Source organism: Paenibacillus glycinis, assembly GCF_009909185.1.
Taxonomy (GTDB): Bacteria; Bacillota; Bacilli; order Paenibacillales; family Paenibacillaceae; genus Paenibacillus_Z; species Paenibacillus_Z glycinis.
Genome location: NZ_JAAAMV010000017.1, coordinates 82,559 through 100,502 on the forward strand (window position 1 = coordinate 82,559; position 17,944 = coordinate 100,502).

Genomic DNA, 17,944 nt, shown 5'->3' on the forward strand with positions numbered 1-17,944 from the left:
TTCGTTTAATACACGCCGTACGTCACTTTGCGGACCAGCTGCTCGATCCGCTCCGTCATGGCCGCGTCGTCGATCTGTTCGTACACGTCAGGCTTGAACAGCTGACGCTTCTTGATCTGGTAGTAGTCGCCGATCGCGCCGCGCAGCGTCAAGTTATGCTTCATCAAATAGTGAGGATCGAGCAGGTTGCGGAACATCAGTTCATCCTGGAGGATGAGCAGCGTCGCGTTGGATTCGTGAAAGCAGCCTTCCGCCATGCCTTGCTCATAGAAGCGGCGCAAGCGTTCGTGCCGCTCGCTGATCGCGACGTCGATGGAAGCCATCAATTGCGGATACACCTCGCGGAGATCGTGGAAGAACACTTCCGTGCCGTAGTTCGCGATCATGAGCGTTTGGGCGAACGAGGAGTTGAAGCCTTTGATGAACGCTTCGCCGCTCCCGGTCTCGAACTGGCTTTCGGAGCCGACGACGAACCGGACGAACAGCTGCGCCAGGTAGTCTATGATTTCGTCGCGGGACGGAAAATATTTGTACAAGGTCGCTTTGGACAGGTCCATCGTTTTGGCGATGTCGTCCATGCGCAGGCTTTGAAAGCCGCTTAATTTCACGGGATGAAGAAGCTTGGCCACGTACTTGTTCTTGATGGTATCGTCCGTATATCGGCAGCTTTGCGTTTCATTGGTCGTTTCCATAAGCGCTCACACTCTCTTTCCATACCAGTTAGTATACACAATACGGACCCCGAAATAAACTTTCTAGCCGAACTAAACTGAAATCGATGAAATGAGTTTACTTTATCTAGGCATTGGTGTATGATCAGTTCTGCCAAAATGGCGCAGCCTGACGGCGCCATTACTTTCAAGCAAGGGAGAGAAACCATCCTTATGAGCACTTCCACCGTTGCGAACGTCCGCTTCTGGCCCATTATGATCGCCATCTTCTTCGGCGCGTTCCTAAGCATTCTCGGGATCAGTACGATCAACGTGGCGCTGACCATCTTCATGAACGACTTTCACGCCGGGCTCAGCACCGTTCAATGGACGCTGACCGGCTTCATGCTCTCGCTGGGCACGATCGCGCCGCTGACCGGCTACCTGGGCGATAAATTCGGGTATAAAAACGTCTACCTCTACGCCATGGGCGGCTTCGTCGTCTTCTCGCTGCTGTGCGGCCTGGCATGGAACATCGAATCGCTGATCACGTTCCGCATCCTGCAGGGGATCTTCACGGGTCTGATCCTGCCTGCGACGATGACGATCATCTTCCAGGTCATCCCGCGCGAGAAGCAGCCCTTCGCCGTCAGTATCTGGGGACTCTCCGCCATGCTGGCGCCCGCATTCGGGCCGACGATCAGCGGCTGGCTCATTCAACAGTTCAGCTGGCATTGGCTGTTCCTGATCAACGTTCCGATCGGCATCATCGCCATCGCGTTCATCATGATCATGATTCCGAGTTACCGCATCGGTACCGCTTCGCGGCTTGATAAGGTCGGTCTGGTGACCGTCATGGTCAGCAGCGCTTCGCTGCTGGTCGCGCTCAGCGAAGGCCGCGAGTGGGGCTGGGGATCCGGCAAAACGATCGGGCTGTTCGCGCTCGGCGTGCTGTTCCTGGCCGCATTCATCGTGCAGGAGCTGAGAACGAAGAACCCGCTGCTTAACCTGCGGGTATTCGGCAATTACCGTTTCTCCATCACGCTGGTGGCGAATACGATCATCACGATCAGCCTGTACTCCGGTACCTTGCTCGTGCCGCTCTTCCTGCAGAACGTCCAAGGGACGTCGGCGATGGACACGGGGCTCGTCCTGCTGCCGTCTTCGCTGATCATGGCGCTCGCGATGCCGATCGCCGGCAAGATCTATCCGCGCGTCGGCGCCAAATGGATGACGGTGTCCGGCCTCGTGCTCATCATCATCGGCAGCTACGAGATGACGCAGCTCCACAGCGACAGCTCGAATTTCTACGTGATCTTCTGGATGGCCGTCCGCAACCTGGGCGTGTCGTTTGCCGCCGCGGCGACGAGCACGGCCGGCATGGAAGAGATCGGGCCGTCCATGGTCGGCCACGCCTCCTCGGTGACGAACTGGGTCCGCAACGTCGGCGGATCGTTCGCGATCGCGCTGTTCACGTCGCTGCTGGCTTCCCACTCGCTGACGCATGCCGCAGACTTGGCGCAAGCCGGCGGGAATACGCCCGCGGTCATTCAGATGCTCTCATTCACGATGAGCGTGAACGACGTGTTCCTGATCGCGACCTTCATCGCGGCAGCCGCGATTCCGTTCACCCTGTTGATCCGCAAGAAACGCAATACCGCGAAGACGGAAGCCGCGGCGGCTTAACGCGCCGGCGGCGAAAAAGCGCATCCCGGGCGGTTCCGGCGATGCGCTCTTTGCGTTTGCCACAGGAATGCGGCACGAATACGGTTCGTACGCGGGCGGCCGAATTAGTTGCTGACGCATCCATGTTCGCACTCGGGAATACGGGACCGGCGCAGCCGTGCATGCATCCTACGAATGGTCCTGGTTCTTGTAGGTTCGGGGGTTGACGCCGAACCGCTTGCGGAATTGGCTGGCGAAGTGGTTGTAGTTCAGGTAGCCGACCTCCTCCGCGACCTCCGCGGCTTGGCGGCCGGAATGCTCCAGCAGCAGCGCCGCTTGGCGGATGCGCATGTCGTTCAGCGAATCGATGATGGACGAGCCCGTCGATTCCTTGTACAGATGCGACAGCCGCGACGGCGATAAACCGATCTCCCGCGCCAGATCCTCGATGCGGACGGGGTCCTGCATGCGGGAGGAGAGCAGATGCCGAACTTCCTCGATCCGCGGATCGAACTGCTTGGAGAGGCGCCGGGCGAGCAGCAGGACGATCTCGCGGATCGCATTCTCGCACAGCTCCCCCCAATATAGGCCGCGTTCGATGGAATCCGTCAGGATGCGCCGGAACGCCCGCTGCATGCGTTCGCGCGCGGATTCGTTGTCCATCGCGAGGACGAGCAGCTTTTCTTGGGGCAGGAGGCTCGTCTCCGTAATCCGCGACGTGAAATGCGCCCACATGAAATGCCAATTGCCGCCTTTGCGCGTCCCGTATTGATGGGGCACGCCGGGCTGCATGAGCGTGACGTCGCCTGCTTGGCAGAATCGTTCTTCTCCGTCGATGACGAAGTATCCGCCTCCGTCCAGCGTATACGTAAGCAGCCAGTCGCTCATGCCGTCAGGCCGTCTCATGGCATAGGAATCGGGGTGGTTGAAATGTCCGGCAACGACGGTGCGAATGCCTTGTTCTTTGATGACGGAGGGCAAAGGGGTCTTTTTCGCGTTCATGGCTTGCGTTCACTCCCGGCGAAGCATAATAGGCTTCCAATATTTCGATTATAGCAGGATCGATGGAGTTTTCAGCATAATTCTTACTTCTGCTTCGCGGCGGCCGGTACTACAATGAAGTCATGGAATGCACATCTCAATGCCATGCCAAGGGGGAAGATGACGGATGCCGCAACCGCTGCGCGCCATTACGGAAGAACAGAAGCGTCAATTCGATACGGAAGGTTATCTGGTCGTGAAAGGGCTGTTTTCGCCGGACAATCTGGCGGAGATCGAGAGCACGTTCGAGACGATGAGCCATGAGACGGTTCCCGGCTACTTCGAGCCGAACCTCGCAGGCGATTCCCAAGATCCGCTCAAGCGTTACCCGCGGGTCATGCATCCGCACCGATTCAACGACACGGCGAAGAAATACATGCTGCATTCGCCGGTGCTGGGCATATTGGCCGACCTGTACGGCGAAGAGGCGTACGCGGCCCAAAGCATGTTCTATTACAAGCCGCCCGGTTCCAGGGGCCAAGCGCTGCACCAGGACAATTTCTATTTGAAGGTGGAGCCGGGCAACTGCATCGCGGCTTGGACCGCGGTCGACGCCGCGGACGAAGAGAACGGCGGCCTGCTGGTCGTGCCGAAGACGCAGACGTACGATATCGCCTGCCCGGACACTTCCGCAGACACGACGGAATCGTTCACGAACCATTACGTGAAGCCGCCCAAGGACGGCGTCGCGATGCCGGTCATCATGGATAAAGGGGACGTGCTGTTCTTCAACGGCAACCTGATCCACGGCTCGTACCGCAACAAGACGAAGGACCGTTTCCGCCGGGCGTTCATCTGCCACTACGCGAACGCGTCCGCGGCCACGATCAACATCCACTACAATCCGCTCTTCAAAGCCGACGGCACGGAAGTGGTGCTGGAGGGCAATCCCGACGGCGGTCCGTGCGGCGTGGAAGTCGGCGAGTTCACGTACCATTAAGCCGCGTAAGCCGTGCAAGTCGCGCCAGCCGCGTAAGCCGTGCAAGTCGCGCCAGCCGCGTAAGCTGTGAAAGTCGTGCCAGCCGTGCAAGAAGTACAAGTCTGCGGATGCATGCGTGCCGCAGTCCCAACAGACTGCGGCTTTTTGCCGTCCATGCCCGGCGCGGATTCGGAGATTTGTCTTGCATCTGCCGAAGATAAGCATACTTAATCGGTGAAGAAGAAAAGCGCTTTCGCCGCAATCGCGCGATAATAGGGGCATGGCAGGCAACGCCGCTCTTGAAAGAGGGCGGCAACCCCGATATCATAGGAGGCGGAAGATATGTCAAACATCGCAAACGGGAAATTAACGCAAGCCGAAGTGGATTTCTACGACGAGCAGGGTTACGCGCTGTATAAGAACCAGCTGTTCGGCGCGGAGAAGCAGGCGGAGCTGTCGGCGATCTTCGAGGAACAGTGGGAAATGGTCGGCCGCCGGCTGAACAGCGAACTGGATACGCCGCATTTCCGGGACGAGCGGCTGCTGAAATTCCTGCTTGCCGACGAGGTGCTGGACCTGGTCGAACCGATTCTCGGGCCGAACATCGGGCTGTGGTCGAGCCACTTCATCTGCAAGGAGCCGCTGATCGGCAAGCAGACGCCATGGCACGAGGATTCCGCGTATTGGAAAGGCCGGCTCGACCGGTTCGACAAAATCGCCACCGTCTGGCTCGCCATCGACCGCAGCAACAAGGAAAACGGCTGCATGCGCGTCATCCCCGGCACGCACAAGAACGGCTTCTCGGACTACGAGGCCGTGAGCGAGGACGAGAATATTTTCGCGACGCAGATCAAAAACATCGACGAGTCCAAAGCGGTTTATTTCGAGCTGGAGCCGGGCCAATGCTCGATCCACGATTCCCGGATCATTCACGGCGCGACGCCGAACAGGAGCCCGAACCGCCGCTGCGGCTACACGATGCGCTATTTCTCCACGGAAGCGAAAGTCATCCCGGAGAAAAACCCGGGCTTTAAAATATGGCTCGCGCGCGGGAAAGACATCGCGGGCAATCCGTTCGTCAACGCGTAAACCCCGAAGGGAATCGCGATATCTGTACCGGTCGGAAGGACGGTTGGCGGCATGCACGACTATAAGGGACCCGAGCGTCTGACGAACGACAGCTATATGACGCCGTCCGCCTCGGTCAGCCTGTTCAAGCATCGTCTCGACGGCCGGATCGATACGCATTGGCATGAGTTTTTTGAAATGGGCTTCGTCCTTTCGGGCAGCGGCACCCATGTGCTGAACGGCGTGCCGGAGCGGCTCTGCAGAGGCTCGGCTTTCCTGCTCACGCCCGCGGATTTCCACAGCTTGGAGCCGGACGCGGGCGAGACGCTGGAATTGTACGATCTGATCTTCAACGATCGGTTCATTCGGGAACCGATGCTGGAGCTGCTCTTCGATCACGGCGTCCGGCATACGGCCGTTTACGGTACGGAAGAGACCGATGCGGCGGAGCGGGAGTTCGAGCTCGTCTGGGAGGAGTCCGCGGGCGGGCGGCCGGGAAGCGCCATGCTGGTGCAGGGCAGCGTCGAGCGGCTGCTCATCCAATTGTCCCGCAGGAGCGGGCCCTCGCCGGCCGCTGGCGGCGATGCGCGCGGCTCCGACCTGCCGATGCCGCCCGCCGTGCGCAAGGCGCTCATCTATATCCAGCATCATTTTCGCGAGACGCTCTCGCTGGACGATGCCGCCGCGAGCTGCGGATTGTCGCCGAACTATTTCAGCGAATGCTTCAGCAAAGGAACGGGCATCACGTTCCAGGCGTACGTGCAGGACTTGCGTTTGCAATTCGCCAAGTCGCTGCTGAAGTCGACGCGGCTGCCCGTCACGGAGATTTGCTTCGCCTCCGGCTTCAATACGCTGCCTCATTTCGAGCGCGCCTTCAAGAAGCGTTTCGGCGGGTCGCCGCGGGATTATCGGAAGCGATAGACTGGATCGGGTTTCAAGCCGGCTGCGGGAGGATGCAGCCGGTTTTTTCGTTTCGCTGCGGCCGCTTCCCGGATAAGGTGGGTTTGCGATACGCGCTTGCCGCTCCAATCGCATTTCCGCCGCCGAATCGCTATACTATTAGTAGGCAAGAAAGAATCATAGAATCGGATCGAGTCGCGAAAGGTTGTGGGGAGTCCTTCATGCGGAAGCTGCCGGCACGTGTCAGAATGATGCTCATGCTATTTATTTTCGTTTGCCTGCAGGCGTACGCGGGCTGGCATTTGAAGCTGTTTATCGGAGAGTGGCTGAACCTCGGCGGAGCTGCGTTCGAAGCCGTCTTTTGGCCGTTGTACGTGATCGTCGCCTTCGGGTATTTATTCTCGCGCCTGCTGCGCAAGCGGCTTCCCGGACCCGTCGTGCTGACGTGGAAACGGGCGGGCGCGTACTGGGTTGCCGTATTCGAGTACGCCGTCGTCCTGCTCCCGTTCGCGGATCTGGCCGCCTGGCTGCTGCGCGCCTTGTCCATATCGAACGCGGACGCCATCTTGTACGTCGGCAGCGCCGTCATCGTCCTTATGCTCGCGATCATGCTCCGCGGCTCATGGAATGCCTGGTCGCCGATCGTGCGCGAATACGCCGTCGCGATCGATAAGCCGGCGGGCGGCTTGAAGGAGCTGCGCATCGCGGTCGCTTCCGACTTGCATCTGGGCACGACGGTCGGGAGGCGGCACCTGGACCGGCTCGTCCGGCGGGCGAATGCGCTGGAGCCGGATCTGATGCTCCTGCCCGGCGACGTGCTGGACGACGACGTCGAGCCGTTCGTCCGATTCAATTTCGGGGACCAGCTGGCCCAAATCAAGGCGAAGTTCGGCACGTACGCCGTTCTCGGCAATCACGAATATTACGGGGGCGGCATCGACATCTACGTGAAAGCGATGCACGGACTCGGCATCCCCGTGCTGCTCGACGAGACCGTGACGATCGGAGACGGCGTTTACTTGATCGGCCGCAAGGACAAGACGGATCGCGACAGGGCGTCCGTCGCGGAACTGACGGCCGTCTTGAACGACGACAAGCCGCGCATCCTGATGGACCATCAGCCTTCGGCGATTCGGGAGATCGCCGGCGCGGGCGTCGATCTCTCGCTGCACGGCCACACGCATCGCGGCCAGATGGCGCCGAATCATTGGATCACGAGGCGGATTTTCGAATTGGATTGGGGCTACAAGCAGTTCGGATCCTTGCATGCGTTCGTCTCCTCCGGCTTCGGCACCTGGGGACCGCCGATCCGCATCGGCAGCCGCAGCGAGATCCTGTTCATCACCGTCAGGTTCGGCTGCCAATAGTGACAACAAATTCGTATTGGTCGCCGCCGTGATCCGTCGTATAATTTACTAGCAGCTAGATTCGGAGAGAGACCTACAACGACGCATCGACGAGGAGTTGGAGCCGCATATGGACCTTGAATTGAATTCGCCGCTCATGCCGCTGCCAACCCCTCCGCAAAGGAAGCCCGCCTGGAGGCGGCTGGCGGCCTGGCTGATTTACCGCGGCAGGATGACGCTCCGTTTCGATACGATGATCTGGCGTTTCGCCATGGCCGGGCTCTGGGTCGTATGCAGCGCGGTGCTCGTGATCACGGCGCTTGGCATGCCGACCGGCATCGGCATCGCGTTCGACGCCGCGGTCGCGGTGGCGATCGGCACGCTTGGCATGGCCGCCGCGGGGTTGGCGGCAGCTTACGTATTGGCGCTTTGTTACGTGCCCGTCCCGCGGCTGACGACCGGCGTGCTCACGTTCACGGGCTTCGCGATGTGGTACGTGGGCGACAAAGCCGACATCGGCGACTGGATCTCGGTCGTGCTGGCAATGATTATCGCCGGCATCGGGTTGGCCGGCGGGTTGTTCGTCGGCCTGTTGGCGCATCGGCGCGTGCCGGTGCTGTTGAAGGTCGCGTTGATCGTCACGATCACGGTGTCCGGCCTCAGCTTCGACAGATGGCCGATGAACGTCTACGGCGACGTTCCCGCGGACGCGCAGCTGGTGACGGCCGAACCGGAGGTCGCGCAGATCGCGGCGGACAATCCGTCGGCGGACGGGCCGTATCCCGTGACGACCTTCACGTACGGAAGCGGCACCGACACCAAGCGGGACGAATTCGCCTCGGGCGCCGCATTGAAGTCGGAGTCCGTCGACGCCTCCGCATATATCCATCGCTGGAAATGGGTGAGAAGCCTGTTCTGGGGCTTCGACGAAACCAAGCTTCCGGTTAACGGCCGCGTGTGGATGCCGGAAGGAAACGGACCGTTTCCGCTCGTGTTGATCGTGCACGGCAACCATCTGATGGAGCAGTTTTCCGACGAAGGCTACGCGTACCTGGGCGAAATGCTCGCAAGCCGCGGATTCATCGCCGTGTCGGTGGACGAGAATTTCCTGAACTATTCGTTCTGGGGCAACATTCCCGACAACGACATGAAGGTGCGGGCATGGATGCTGCTGAAGCATCTGCAGCAGATCGAGACGTTCGACGAGCAGGCGGGCAGCCCGTTTTATCGCAAGGTCGACCTGCGGCAGGTCGCGCTGATCGGCCATTCCCGCGGCGGGCAAGCGGTCGCCATGGCGGCGGACCGCTCCGCGTGGTTCGACAAGGACAAGACGCTCGCGAGCCTCGACGCCGTGAAGATCCAAGCCGTGATCGCGATCGCCCCGACGGACACGAACGTGGACAAGAAGAAAGCGCAGCTGAAGGATACGTACTACCTGTCGCTGCAGGGCGCGAGCGACGGCGACGTCGACACGTTCGGCGGCGAGCGCCAATACATCCGATCCAGCTTCACGCCGGGTTCCGACCGCTTCAAGGCGACATTGTACATCGGGGAAGCGAATCACAGCCGCTTCAATACGAGCTGGGGCACGATGGACGACAGCTTGCCCGGGGGGCTGCTCCTCCGGAAGGACGAGATGATGGACGCCGACGACCAGCGTCAGGTCGCGAAAGTGTATGTCGGCGCGTTCCTGGAAACCGCGCTCCACGGGAACGTTCGGTACGAGTCGCTGTTCAGCGATTACCGCACGGGCGAATCCTGGCTGCCGGCCGCGACGTACTTGAACCGGTTCGAGAACGGCAGCTTCCTGCCGCTCGCGCGGATCGACGAAGATTACGACAAGACGAAACTGACCAACGGCGCGACCGCCAAAGCGGAACGCCTGCAATGGTCCGAAGCCGCGGCGGAAGACCGCGACGGGAACGACAAGGGCACCCGCGGCGCGGTGCTGCAGTGGAAGCAGGGGGACGGCAGCTACTCGCTACTCCTCCCGGAATCGGTCGATGCGCTCCATGACCGCACTTCGAAGGCGCAGCAGGAATTGGTCTTCAACATGACGAATTTGGAAAGGGACTTGCCCGGCTTCAATCAAGATTCGGACAAGGACGGCGGCGCGGGCATTCCGCTGCCGCAAGTGGAGATCGAATTGCGGAGCCGCAACGGCGCGGCCGCGCGGCTGCCGCTCTCCGAGTTCAAGGCGGTCGTGCCGCTGCCCTACACGCACTTCACCTTGTTCCCGTGGATGGAGAACAGCGTCATGAACGGCAAGTACAAGGAACCGACGGAACCGGTGTTTCAGACGTACGGCCTTCCCTTCGACCGGTTCCAAGCGATCAACCCCGAATTCGACCCCGCCCATTTGTCGCAGGTGACGTTCTATTTTACCAGCGACCGGGGTAAAGTCATGCTGGACGATATCGGCATCGCCGATGTCGTCAGGGTCATGAGCGCGGGAATAGAAGAAAAATCGCCCTAGGAGGATTCACGACATGCTCATCGGCATTCCGAAAATCATTTCTCCCGACCTGCTCAAGGTATTGATGGAAATGGGCCATGGGGACGAAATCGTGCTCGCAGACGCCAATTTTCCGGCGGCGAGCCATGCGCAGCGGTTGATTCGCTGCGACGGCCATCCCATCCCGGAGCTGCTGGACGGCATTCTCCGGTTGTTCCCGCTCGATCCGTACGTGGCCAAGCCGGCCGCGCTGATGGAGGTCGTGCCCGGCGATACGGTCAAGACGCCGATTTGGGACGTCTACGGTACGCTCATTCGCGAACGCGCCGGTCTGGAAGCGCCGTTCGAAACGGTGGAACGCTTCGCGTTCTACGAACGGGCCCGCAAGGCGTACGCCATCGTGGCGACGGGGGAAGGCGCTCTATATGCGAACCTCATCCTCAAGAAAGGCGTCATTTCATAAGGTTCCGGCCAGGCCGGCCGTCTCTGGGAAGAATCGGGGACGGTCGTTTTTTTTATGGGCGTTCTGGCAAAACGATGCCGAAAACGGAACGTTTGGAGGCGATGCAGCCGTATGCGGGAAAGTGAAGATTCAACCTACAATCCTCCATAGGATCGCTAAAAGCCTCCATGTCATGCAACGCTTGTTCCCCCTATACTTGTAGACGGCTGGCGTATAACGCATCGCACCCGGTCAGCATCGTTTATTCCATAGGGAGGTTATTTCGTTCATGTCGATAAAATTCCATGCCGAGAGCGGTTTGTTTCATCTGCAGACACGTTCGATGAGCTACATGTTCCAAGCGCTGGAGGGCTTTCCCGCGCATGTTTACTGGGGACGCAAGATCAGCGAGGGCAGCGCGGAGCGCCTGCTGCAGCGCGTCGAGCGGGCATCCTTCTCCCCCAATCCGGTTCCCGCGGACCGTTCGATCTCGCTCGATACGCTGCCGCAGGAGTATCCGGGTTACGGCTCGAGCGACTTCCGGAGCCCGGCTTATGCCGTGCAGCATGCGAACGGCACGACCGTCACCGAGCTCCTCTACGTATCCCATGCGATTCAAGCCGGCAAGCCCGCGCTGGCAGGACTTCCGGCCGTCTACGCGGAGCGCGCGGACGAAGCGGAGACGCTGATCGTCACGCTGGAGGACAAGCCGTCCGGCTTAAAGGTCGAATTGTCGTACACGGTATTCGAAGCGTTCGACGCGGTGATCCGCTCCGCGCGCCTGATCAACGCGGGCGACGATGTCCTGCAGCTCACGAGAGCGCTCAGCTTCAGCGTCGACCTGCCGCACGACCGGTTCGAGCTGCTGCAGCTCTCCGGCTCTTGGGCGCGCGAGCGTTACGTGCACAAGCGCGCGCTGACGCCGGGCATCCAGGCGATCGAAAGCCGCCGCGGATCCAGCAGCCATAACAATAACCCGTTCTTCGCGCTCTTGTCCGACGGCGCGACGGAAGACCACGGCGACGTCTACGGCTTCAGCCTCGTCTACAGCGGCAGCTTCGCGGGCGGCGTGGAAGTCGATCAATTCCATACGTCCCGCGCGTACATGGGCATCAATCCGTTCGATTTCTCCTGGCGCCTGGAAGCCGGCGAATCGTTCCAAACGCCGGAAGCGGTCATGGTCTTCTCCCATGAAGGGCTCGGCGCCATGTCCCGCACCTATCACGAGCTGTACCTCACGAGATTGTGCCGCGGCGCCTTCCGCGACGCGATCCGCCCAATCCTGGTCAACAACTGGGAAGCGACGTACTTCGATTTCAACGCCGACAAGATCGAAGCCATCGCCAAAGCGGGCAGCGAGCTCGGGATCGAATTGTTCGTGCTCGACGACGGCTGGTTCGGCCGTCGCGACAGCGACAACAGCTCGCTCGGCGACTGGATCGTCGACAAGAACAAGCTTCCGAACGGGTTGGAAGACCTGGCGGAGCGGGTTCGCAACCACGGCCTTGAATTCGGGCTCTGGTTCGAGCCGGAGATGGTCTCGCCGGACAGCGACCTGTACCGCGCGCATCCAGACTGGTGCCTGCATGTACCGGGACGCCGCCGTTCCGAAGGCCGTCAGCAGCTTATTCTGGACCTGTCCCGCGCGGACGTGCAGGCCTATATCATGGAGTCGGTGAGCAGCATTCTCGCGAGCGCGCCGATCACGTACGTGAAGTGGGACATGAACCGCAACATGTCCGAGATCGGCTCGGCGCTGTTGCCGGCCAACCGCCAGCGCGAGACGGCGCACCGGTACATGCTCGGTCTCTATAACGTGCTCGAGCAAATCACGTCTGCCTTCCCGAAGGTGCTGTTCGAAAGCTGCTCCGGCGGCGGCGGACGTTTCGATCCCGGCATGCTCTATTACATGCCGCAGACGTGGACGAGCGACAACTCGGACGCCGTCAGCCGATTGAAGATCCAGTACGGCACGAGCATCGTGTACCCGGTGAGCGCCATGGGCGCCCATGTTTCCGCCGTGCCGAACCATCAGGTGCACCGCAACACGCCGCTCAAGACGCGCGGCGACGTCGCGATGTCCGGCAATTTCGGCTACGAGCTGGATCTGACCCAATTTACGGACGCGGAGAAAGAGGAAGTGAAGCGGCAGGTCGAGCAGGTCAAGGAAGTGCGCGGACTCGTCCAATACGGCAGCTTCCACCGGCTGCTCAGCCCGTTCGAGGGCAATGAGACCGCCTGGATGTTCGTATCGCCGGATCGGCGCGAGGCGCTAGTCGTGCATGTGGTCGTGCTGAACGAAGCGCATGCGCCGCTTGGCCGCCTGAAGCTGAAAGGCTTGAATGCCGATTTCCGGTACGAGCGGATCGGAACGGACGACATCGCCGGCGGGGACGAGCTCATGTACGCCGGCGTCGCCAAGGAGCGGGCGGACGGCGATTATTTCAGCACGGTATACCGCTTCCGGGCCAAGTAACTCCGGTCGTCCCGACAAATAGACGGCCCATCAGGTACAAATGACGGGACAACCCGTCTCCCTTCCCCATATGCTATAGGGCAGCGAAGTCTGAAGGGAGAGTGGGACAAGTGCCGCATACGATCGTTTGCAGTACCTCGGCCGTTTTTGGCATCATGCTGACCTTCTCGTTCGGTATTTGGCCGGAATCCCTGACGTTGCTTCTGGTCGCCATGGGGGTCGACTACGTGACGGGAACCACCGCTGCCATACGAGAGAAGAGAGGGCTGAACAGCTCTGTCGGTTCTTGGGGATTGGCGCGCAAGGGCATGATGCTGCTCGTGATCATGCTCGCGCATCGCATCGACATCCTGATGGAGCTTAACAATATCGCGATGGGCGGAGCGGTTTACTTCTATTTGGCAAACGAACTTATTTCCATCACCGAGAACCTGGGCCGGATCGGCGTTCCGATGCCGGACCGGCTGCGCCAGCTGATCGAGGTGCTCAAAAATAAAAAGTAGCCGTATAGCGCTCCGGCATCGAGGCCATCCTGAGACGGGATGGCTTCTTTTTTTTTGTTCTCGGGCGCCTCCGGTCGCATTGCGCATTCGACATCGGTTTGTTATAATGGGAACAAATGTTCTTATTATTCGATTTGGAGGGGACCTATGGTGCTGGATACGGAGACGCGCACGGCGCAGCTCGTCAAGGAGGCGCCGCCGGCCTGGCCCGGCAGGGAGACGCAAGGCGATGGCGAATCGCCGCCGGCGCAGCTTGGCAAGGAGCTGGAGCTCGTGAAGAGGTATGTGCTGCTCGGGGTTGTCAAGGCCGTACTGGAGCATGATATCCGCATCGTGGGAGCGGCGCCGACGAAACTGCCGCGTTTGTACGAATCCATGCTGCGCGGGCTGCAGGACCGCGTTCTGCTGGAGCTGGCCGATCTGCGCAAGCAGTTCAAGGCAAGCGGAATCGGGGTATACGAGGAGAAACGGACCAGGGAAGCCTTGACGGCCAGCTACCGCTGCATGGGGTACCAGAGATCGTTTTCCATGCCGTGGACGTTCGTGAAGGCGGAATCGGAACGGGTGCTCAAAGCGTATCTTCGAACCGATCGGAGATAAGCGCGGTATCATCCGTTATCTGTCAAATAACGTTCATCGTTTTGTCAAAAAAAGAAAAAAGTTTATCGGTTGACACAGTTTAAGGTTGAGAATATCGGACGATCTTAGGTAATATAAGGAGTAGACATTTGATGAAAAGGGGAGCAAGAAGCAATGCATAAGTGGATTATGTTTGTCGTTTTCGCTGCGGCTTCGGTTCTGGGCATTATTTTGCTGACGACTCAGCTTCCGGGCAAACCGGTCGATGAAGCTGCATCGCTGCCGCCGGGCGAAAGTTTGATGAAAGTGGAAGCTTCCGCGGACTTCGTTTTTGACCAAAAGGAATATCACGTCAAGAAAGGCGATAAAGTGAAGCTGGAGCTCGTCAACAAAAGCGGCATTCACGGTCTTGCCATTCCTGACCTCGGCATTGAATTGAAGGGCGATAAGCTGTCGCAAGAGGTAACGTTCGATAAGGCGGGTACGTTCGAGATGCACTGTGCCGTCATGTGCGGCGTAGGCCATGCGGATATGAAATCCGTGCTGATCGTTGAATAAGCAAAACAAAAGGAGCCCGCTGCGGCTCCTTTTTTAACACCTGGCCATGCAGAGGCGGACGATAGCGCGCATCGGCCCGCTAATCGTAGGAATGACGGCGGCTTCTGCTTCTGCCGATGGCCCAATCGCAGATGAAGCCGAGCAGCGCCCACGTGGCGACGGTGAGCACGTACATAAGGTAGACGTTGACCTGGTGAATGTCCACGATCATGTCCGCGATCCAGGCGGGAACGCTGAACATGAAGAAGACCATGTTATGCGGATCGTATCCCGTGGAATTGTAGAGGCATAACGCGACGCCGATGAGCGTGGCCGTGATCGTGACCGGATAACGCATGAGCTGCATCTCCTTTGCTGGAAGATTGCCGAGTGGCGGCACCTTGCGTTATTATGTGACAAAAGGGTGCAGCGCATCCCGACCACAATTTATGAAGGAGCGAACTTATCATGATTACGCATATCGTAATGTTCAAACTCAAGGACGGCAGCCCGGAGAACGTCGCGCGAACGGTGCAAGTGCTCAAGAATATGGAAGGCAAGATCGACGAGCTGCGCTCCATCGAAGTCGGCACCGACATCATTCATTCGGAGCGTTCGTACCATATTGCCCTCGTGACCCGCTTCGATTCCTTGGAGGCGCTTAACGCGTACCAGGTTCACCCGGAACACAAAAAAGTCATCGCGCATATGAGCGAAGTTCGCGAAGCTTCGGTAAGCGTAGATTACGAAACGTAAGGACGGGCCATAACTAATGGGTGACGTTTTCGAAATGATGACTTACCTGATCGTCATTATCATCAGTCTTATCGTGATGACGGTCTGGCTGAAACGCAAGGCACGCAAGAACAAACGGTCTTAACCGGAATCCGAGGTACGAGCAATGTATTATGTAAACCGAGAACAAATCTCCGTCCGGCTGGCGGTGCTCCCCGACGTGGCGGAGTCGCTGCTGTGGCTGCGCGCCAACTGGGACGGGAGCCTTATTCATGGCATGGCGCAGGAGAGAGCCCTGCATTTGGCGATCGAGACCGTAACCGACGTCGGCAGCTATCTGATCGACGGCTTCATCATGCGCGATGCCAGCAGCTACGAGGACATCATCACGGTCATCGCCGGCGAGCAGGTGTTTCCGGAAGCGCTGCAAGAACCGCTGCTCGAGCTGGTCAAGCTGCGCAGGCCGCTGGTTCAGGATTATTTCGACTGGTCGCGCGAGGCGCTGCATCCATTGGCGGCGGAGATGCCGGCTGCGCTGACGGCTTTCAAGCAAGCCGTGGAAGCCTACCTGCTTCGGGAGCTTGGCGAGTAACGCGGGCAAAGCCGCGACGATTTACGAATCGGCCGAAATGCGTTACAATGACGTCATTAGTTGGCCTTGCAGGCCGAAAGCTGGCCTTACGGGCCGAAAGCTGGCTTGCGGGCCAATGCGAGTCTTGCGGGGGCCAAAGGTGGTGGATGGAATGGGAATGGAACTGAACGGAACGCCCTTTATGCGCAAAGAACAAGCCGTAAGGCAGGAAGGCTCGACGAGGCAGACCGTGCTGACGCTGCTCAAGACGAACGGGCAGATGAATGCAGGAGAGCTCGCGAAGCAGCTGCAAATTACGGAAATGGCCGTGCGGCGCCATCTGGGCACGCTCGAGCGCGACGGTTTGATCGCGCCGACGATCGTGCGGCAGGCGATGGGCAGACCGACGCATATGTTCAGTCTGACCGAACAGGCCGAGCTGCTGTTCCCCAAAAATTACCATGTATTGGCGATGGATCTGCTGGAGGAGCTTGAAGAAGACCCCGAAACGGCCATGATGATCGACCGCTTGTTCGAAGGACGCAAGCGCAAGCTGATGGAGCGTTACGCGCACCGGATGGAGGGCAAGTCGCTCGAGGAGAAAGTGACGGAGCTGGCCGCGATTCAAAACGACGGCGGCTATATGGTGCAGGTGGAGAACGGTGCCGAAGGTCTGGTGCTCCATGAGTACAACTGCCCGATCGCGCATGTCGCGAACCGCTACCAGCAGGCCTGCCAATGCGAGCTCGCGCTGTTTCGGCAGCTGCTCGGCACGGAGGTCGAACGGACGGAATGCTTGGCGAAAGGCGGCGGCAAATGCAGCTATCGCATCGCCGGCGCATGACCATAGAACGACGCATGAAGACGCGGGAGCCCGGCTCCCGTGTCTTTTTTTGTTGCCGAAACTGTGTCAAGTCAAGCCTATGCTGTTTATACTATTAATACGAAATGGGCACGAGCCCAATCGTACAGAGAGTTGGATGGAGGTGGGCCCTGAATGGCCATTTGGTTTGAAGGAGCCGCGGCCGCTGCGTTCGTCGTATTGGTCGTCGGCGTGCTGATGTGGCTAAGGTCGGTCGACAAGCGCATGGAAAAGCTGATGCAGCTGGCCGAGTCGCTCGAACGCCGCGCCGAAGTCGCCGTTGCCCAGGTCAGCGATCTGCTCGACCCGGTAACGGAAACGGCGCGGACGGTACAGAAGTCGGTGGACGGCATCGCGAAGCTTACGGAAGCAACCAAGCGCATCGGAGAGTCGGCGAACCAATTTTCATTCACCGTCAACCGGATCTCCAGCGAGCTGAACGACACGGTCGAGCAATTCGCCAGCAAATCCGGCGACAAGGCAAAACGCGGGATTGCGGACGCGATGGGCTGGGCGGAAGTCGGTTACGCCGTATGGCATTTCTGGAAAGACAAACGGAAAGAAGAAGCCGCGGCCGAATCCTTGCATGCGCAAGCCGTGAAACAGGGCACGATATGAGGTAATAAGCGACTGCAGCCGCATGCCGCCGGCAGCGAGCGAAACAGTCAACTAATTCATGCTGACGGCAAAGCCGGATGTACCTTGGCAAAACCGCCGCAGCTAAATACAAAGGAGTGTTCCATAATGGCAAAAAGCAGAGGTTTTGTGTATGGCGCGATCGCAGGTGGCGTAGTAGGTTCCGTGGCGGCGCTGCTGCTGGCTCCGAAATCGGGCCGGGAACTCCGCAAAGACATCGCCGATAAAACGCACGCGGTATCGGATCAAACCGCGCGGATCGCCGGCCAAGTCGGCGACAAAACGGTTCAAATCGCCAAGCAAGTCGGATCGACAGCAACCACGGCCGCTTCCAAAGCGAAGGATACGGCAACGTCGGTCATCGACAACGTGCGCGGCTGGCGCTCCGAGGCCAAGGATACGATCGAGGAAACGGGCGAGCAAGTCAAGGATGCCGTGGAAGACGTGAAAGAACATGGCCAAGAGCTGATAAAAGAGCACCGCGAAGAGCTGCAAACGGCGAATACCTAATGCGTATTCGATAGCATAGCGGAACGAACCCCCAATAGGCTTTGCCGCC

Annotated in this window: 19 protein-coding genes; 16 read left to right on the forward strand and 3 right to left on the reverse strand. The window is 59.4% G+C overall.

All coding sequences use genetic code 11. The annotated features are described in order from the left end of the window. Positions 1–5 precede the first annotated feature (5 nt). Positions 6–692 (reverse strand): TetR/AcrR family transcriptional regulator, encoded by a 687-nt coding sequence (locus tag GT019_RS18365; protein ID WP_161744646.1) that lies wholly within the window; start codon positions 690–692, stop codon positions 6–8. Between the two features lie 192 nt (positions 693–884). On the opposite strand from GT019_RS18365, the gene GT019_RS18370 reads away from it, so the two are divergent. Next, entirely contained in the window at positions 885–2,336 is a 1,452-nt protein-coding gene (locus GT019_RS18370; RefSeq protein WP_161744647.1) for a DHA2 family efflux MFS transporter permease subunit, read from the forward strand. A 168-nt stretch (positions 2,337–2,504) separates the two neighbouring features. Here the strand turns inward: GT019_RS18370 and GT019_RS18375 are convergent, their stop codons facing one another. Next, positions 2,505–3,317, reverse strand: coding sequence for a helix-turn-helix domain-containing protein (locus GT019_RS18375; protein ID WP_161744648.1), 813 nt, complete (start codon positions 3,315–3,317; stop codon positions 2,505–2,507). Between the two features lie 166 nt (positions 3,318–3,483). Between GT019_RS18375 and GT019_RS18380 the strand changes: the two genes are divergently transcribed. The 10 genes from GT019_RS18380 to GT019_RS18430 all read left to right on the forward strand — a co-directional run bounded on the left by GT019_RS18380 (position 3,484) and on the right by GT019_RS18430 (position 14,602). Next, the gene (locus GT019_RS18380) at positions 3,484–4,296 is read left to right on the forward strand and encodes a phytanoyl-CoA dioxygenase family protein (protein WP_161744649.1); all 813 of its coding nucleotides are present in this window, start codon (positions 3,484–3,486) and stop codon (positions 4,294–4,296) included. Between the two features lie 321 nt (positions 4,297–4,617). After that, positions 4,618–5,364, forward strand: coding sequence for a phytanoyl-CoA dioxygenase family protein (locus GT019_RS18390; protein ID WP_161744651.1), 747 nt, complete (start codon positions 4,618–4,620; stop codon positions 5,362–5,364). 51 nt (positions 5,365–5,415) lie between these two features. Continuing rightward, complete coding sequence (locus GT019_RS18395; RefSeq protein ID WP_161744652.1) at positions 5,416–6,264, forward strand: AraC family transcriptional regulator; 849 nt, start codon at positions 5,416–5,418, stop codon at positions 6,262–6,264. A gap of 200 nt (positions 6,265–6,464) precedes the next feature. Then, on the forward strand, positions 6,465–7,610 hold the full coding sequence (locus GT019_RS18400) for a metallophosphoesterase (protein WP_235948569.1): 1,146 nt from the start codon (positions 6,465–6,467) through the stop codon (positions 7,608–7,610). A gap of 109 nt (positions 7,611–7,719) precedes the next feature. Continuing rightward, positions 7,720–10,065: an alpha/beta hydrolase family protein gene (locus tag GT019_RS18405; protein ID WP_161744653.1), complete on the forward strand. Its 2,346-nt coding sequence runs from the start codon at positions 7,720–7,722 to the stop codon at positions 10,063–10,065. A gap of 13 nt (positions 10,066–10,078) precedes the next feature. Continuing rightward, positions 10,079–10,507, forward strand: a complete 429-nt coding sequence (locus GT019_RS18410; protein WP_161744654.1) for an RbsD/FucU family protein — start codon at positions 10,079–10,081, stop codon at positions 10,505–10,507. A gap of 268 nt (positions 10,508–10,775) precedes the next feature. Then, positions 10,776–12,962 (forward strand): alpha-galactosidase, encoded by a 2,187-nt coding sequence (locus GT019_RS18415; protein ID WP_161744655.1) that lies wholly within the window; start codon positions 10,776–10,778, stop codon positions 12,960–12,962. Between the two features lie 110 nt (positions 12,963–13,072). Then, the gene (locus tag GT019_RS18420; protein WP_328803988.1) at positions 13,073–13,465 is read left to right on the forward strand and encodes a phage holin family protein; all 393 of its coding nucleotides are present in this window, start codon (positions 13,073–13,075) and stop codon (positions 13,463–13,465) included. 147 nt (positions 13,466–13,612) lie between these two features. Further along, positions 13,613–14,065, forward strand: a complete 453-nt coding sequence (locus GT019_RS18425; protein ID WP_201755449.1) for a hypothetical protein — start codon at positions 13,613–13,615, stop codon at positions 14,063–14,065. A 153-nt stretch (positions 14,066–14,218) separates the two neighbouring features. Then, positions 14,219–14,602, forward strand: a complete 384-nt coding sequence (locus GT019_RS18430; RefSeq protein WP_161744656.1) for a cupredoxin domain-containing protein — start codon at positions 14,219–14,221, stop codon at positions 14,600–14,602. A gap of 79 nt (positions 14,603–14,681) precedes the next feature. Here GT019_RS18430 and GT019_RS18435 read toward each other — a convergent pair whose 3' ends face one another. Further along, complete coding sequence (locus tag GT019_RS18435; RefSeq protein ID WP_161744657.1) at positions 14,682–14,939, reverse strand: hypothetical protein; 258 nt, start codon at positions 14,937–14,939, stop codon at positions 14,682–14,684. Positions 14,940–15,049: 110 nt separating this feature from the next. Between GT019_RS18435 and GT019_RS18440 the strand changes: the two genes are divergently transcribed. The 5 genes from GT019_RS18440 (at position 15,050) to GT019_RS18460 (ending at position 17,895) form a co-directional block, all read left to right on the forward strand. Continuing rightward, positions 15,050–15,337: a Dabb family protein gene (locus GT019_RS18440; protein ID WP_161744658.1), complete on the forward strand. Its 288-nt coding sequence runs from the start codon at positions 15,050–15,052 to the stop codon at positions 15,335–15,337. Between the two features lie 145 nt (positions 15,338–15,482). Next, complete coding sequence (locus GT019_RS18445; RefSeq protein ID WP_161744659.1) at positions 15,483–15,908, forward strand: DUF86 domain-containing protein; 426 nt, start codon at positions 15,483–15,485, stop codon at positions 15,906–15,908. Between the two features lie 151 nt (positions 15,909–16,059). After that, complete coding sequence (locus GT019_RS18450; RefSeq protein WP_235948589.1) at positions 16,060–16,731, forward strand: helix-turn-helix transcriptional regulator; 672 nt, start codon at positions 16,060–16,062, stop codon at positions 16,729–16,731. Positions 16,732–16,884: 153 nt separating this feature from the next. Continuing rightward, on the forward strand, positions 16,885–17,367 hold the full coding sequence (locus GT019_RS18455) for a DUF948 domain-containing protein (protein WP_161744660.1): 483 nt from the start codon (positions 16,885–16,887) through the stop codon (positions 17,365–17,367). A 126-nt stretch (positions 17,368–17,493) separates the two neighbouring features. Beyond that, positions 17,494–17,895: a YtxH domain-containing protein gene (locus GT019_RS18460; RefSeq protein WP_161744661.1), complete on the forward strand. Its 402-nt coding sequence runs from the start codon at positions 17,494–17,496 to the stop codon at positions 17,893–17,895. Positions 17,896–17,944 lie beyond the last annotated feature (49 nt).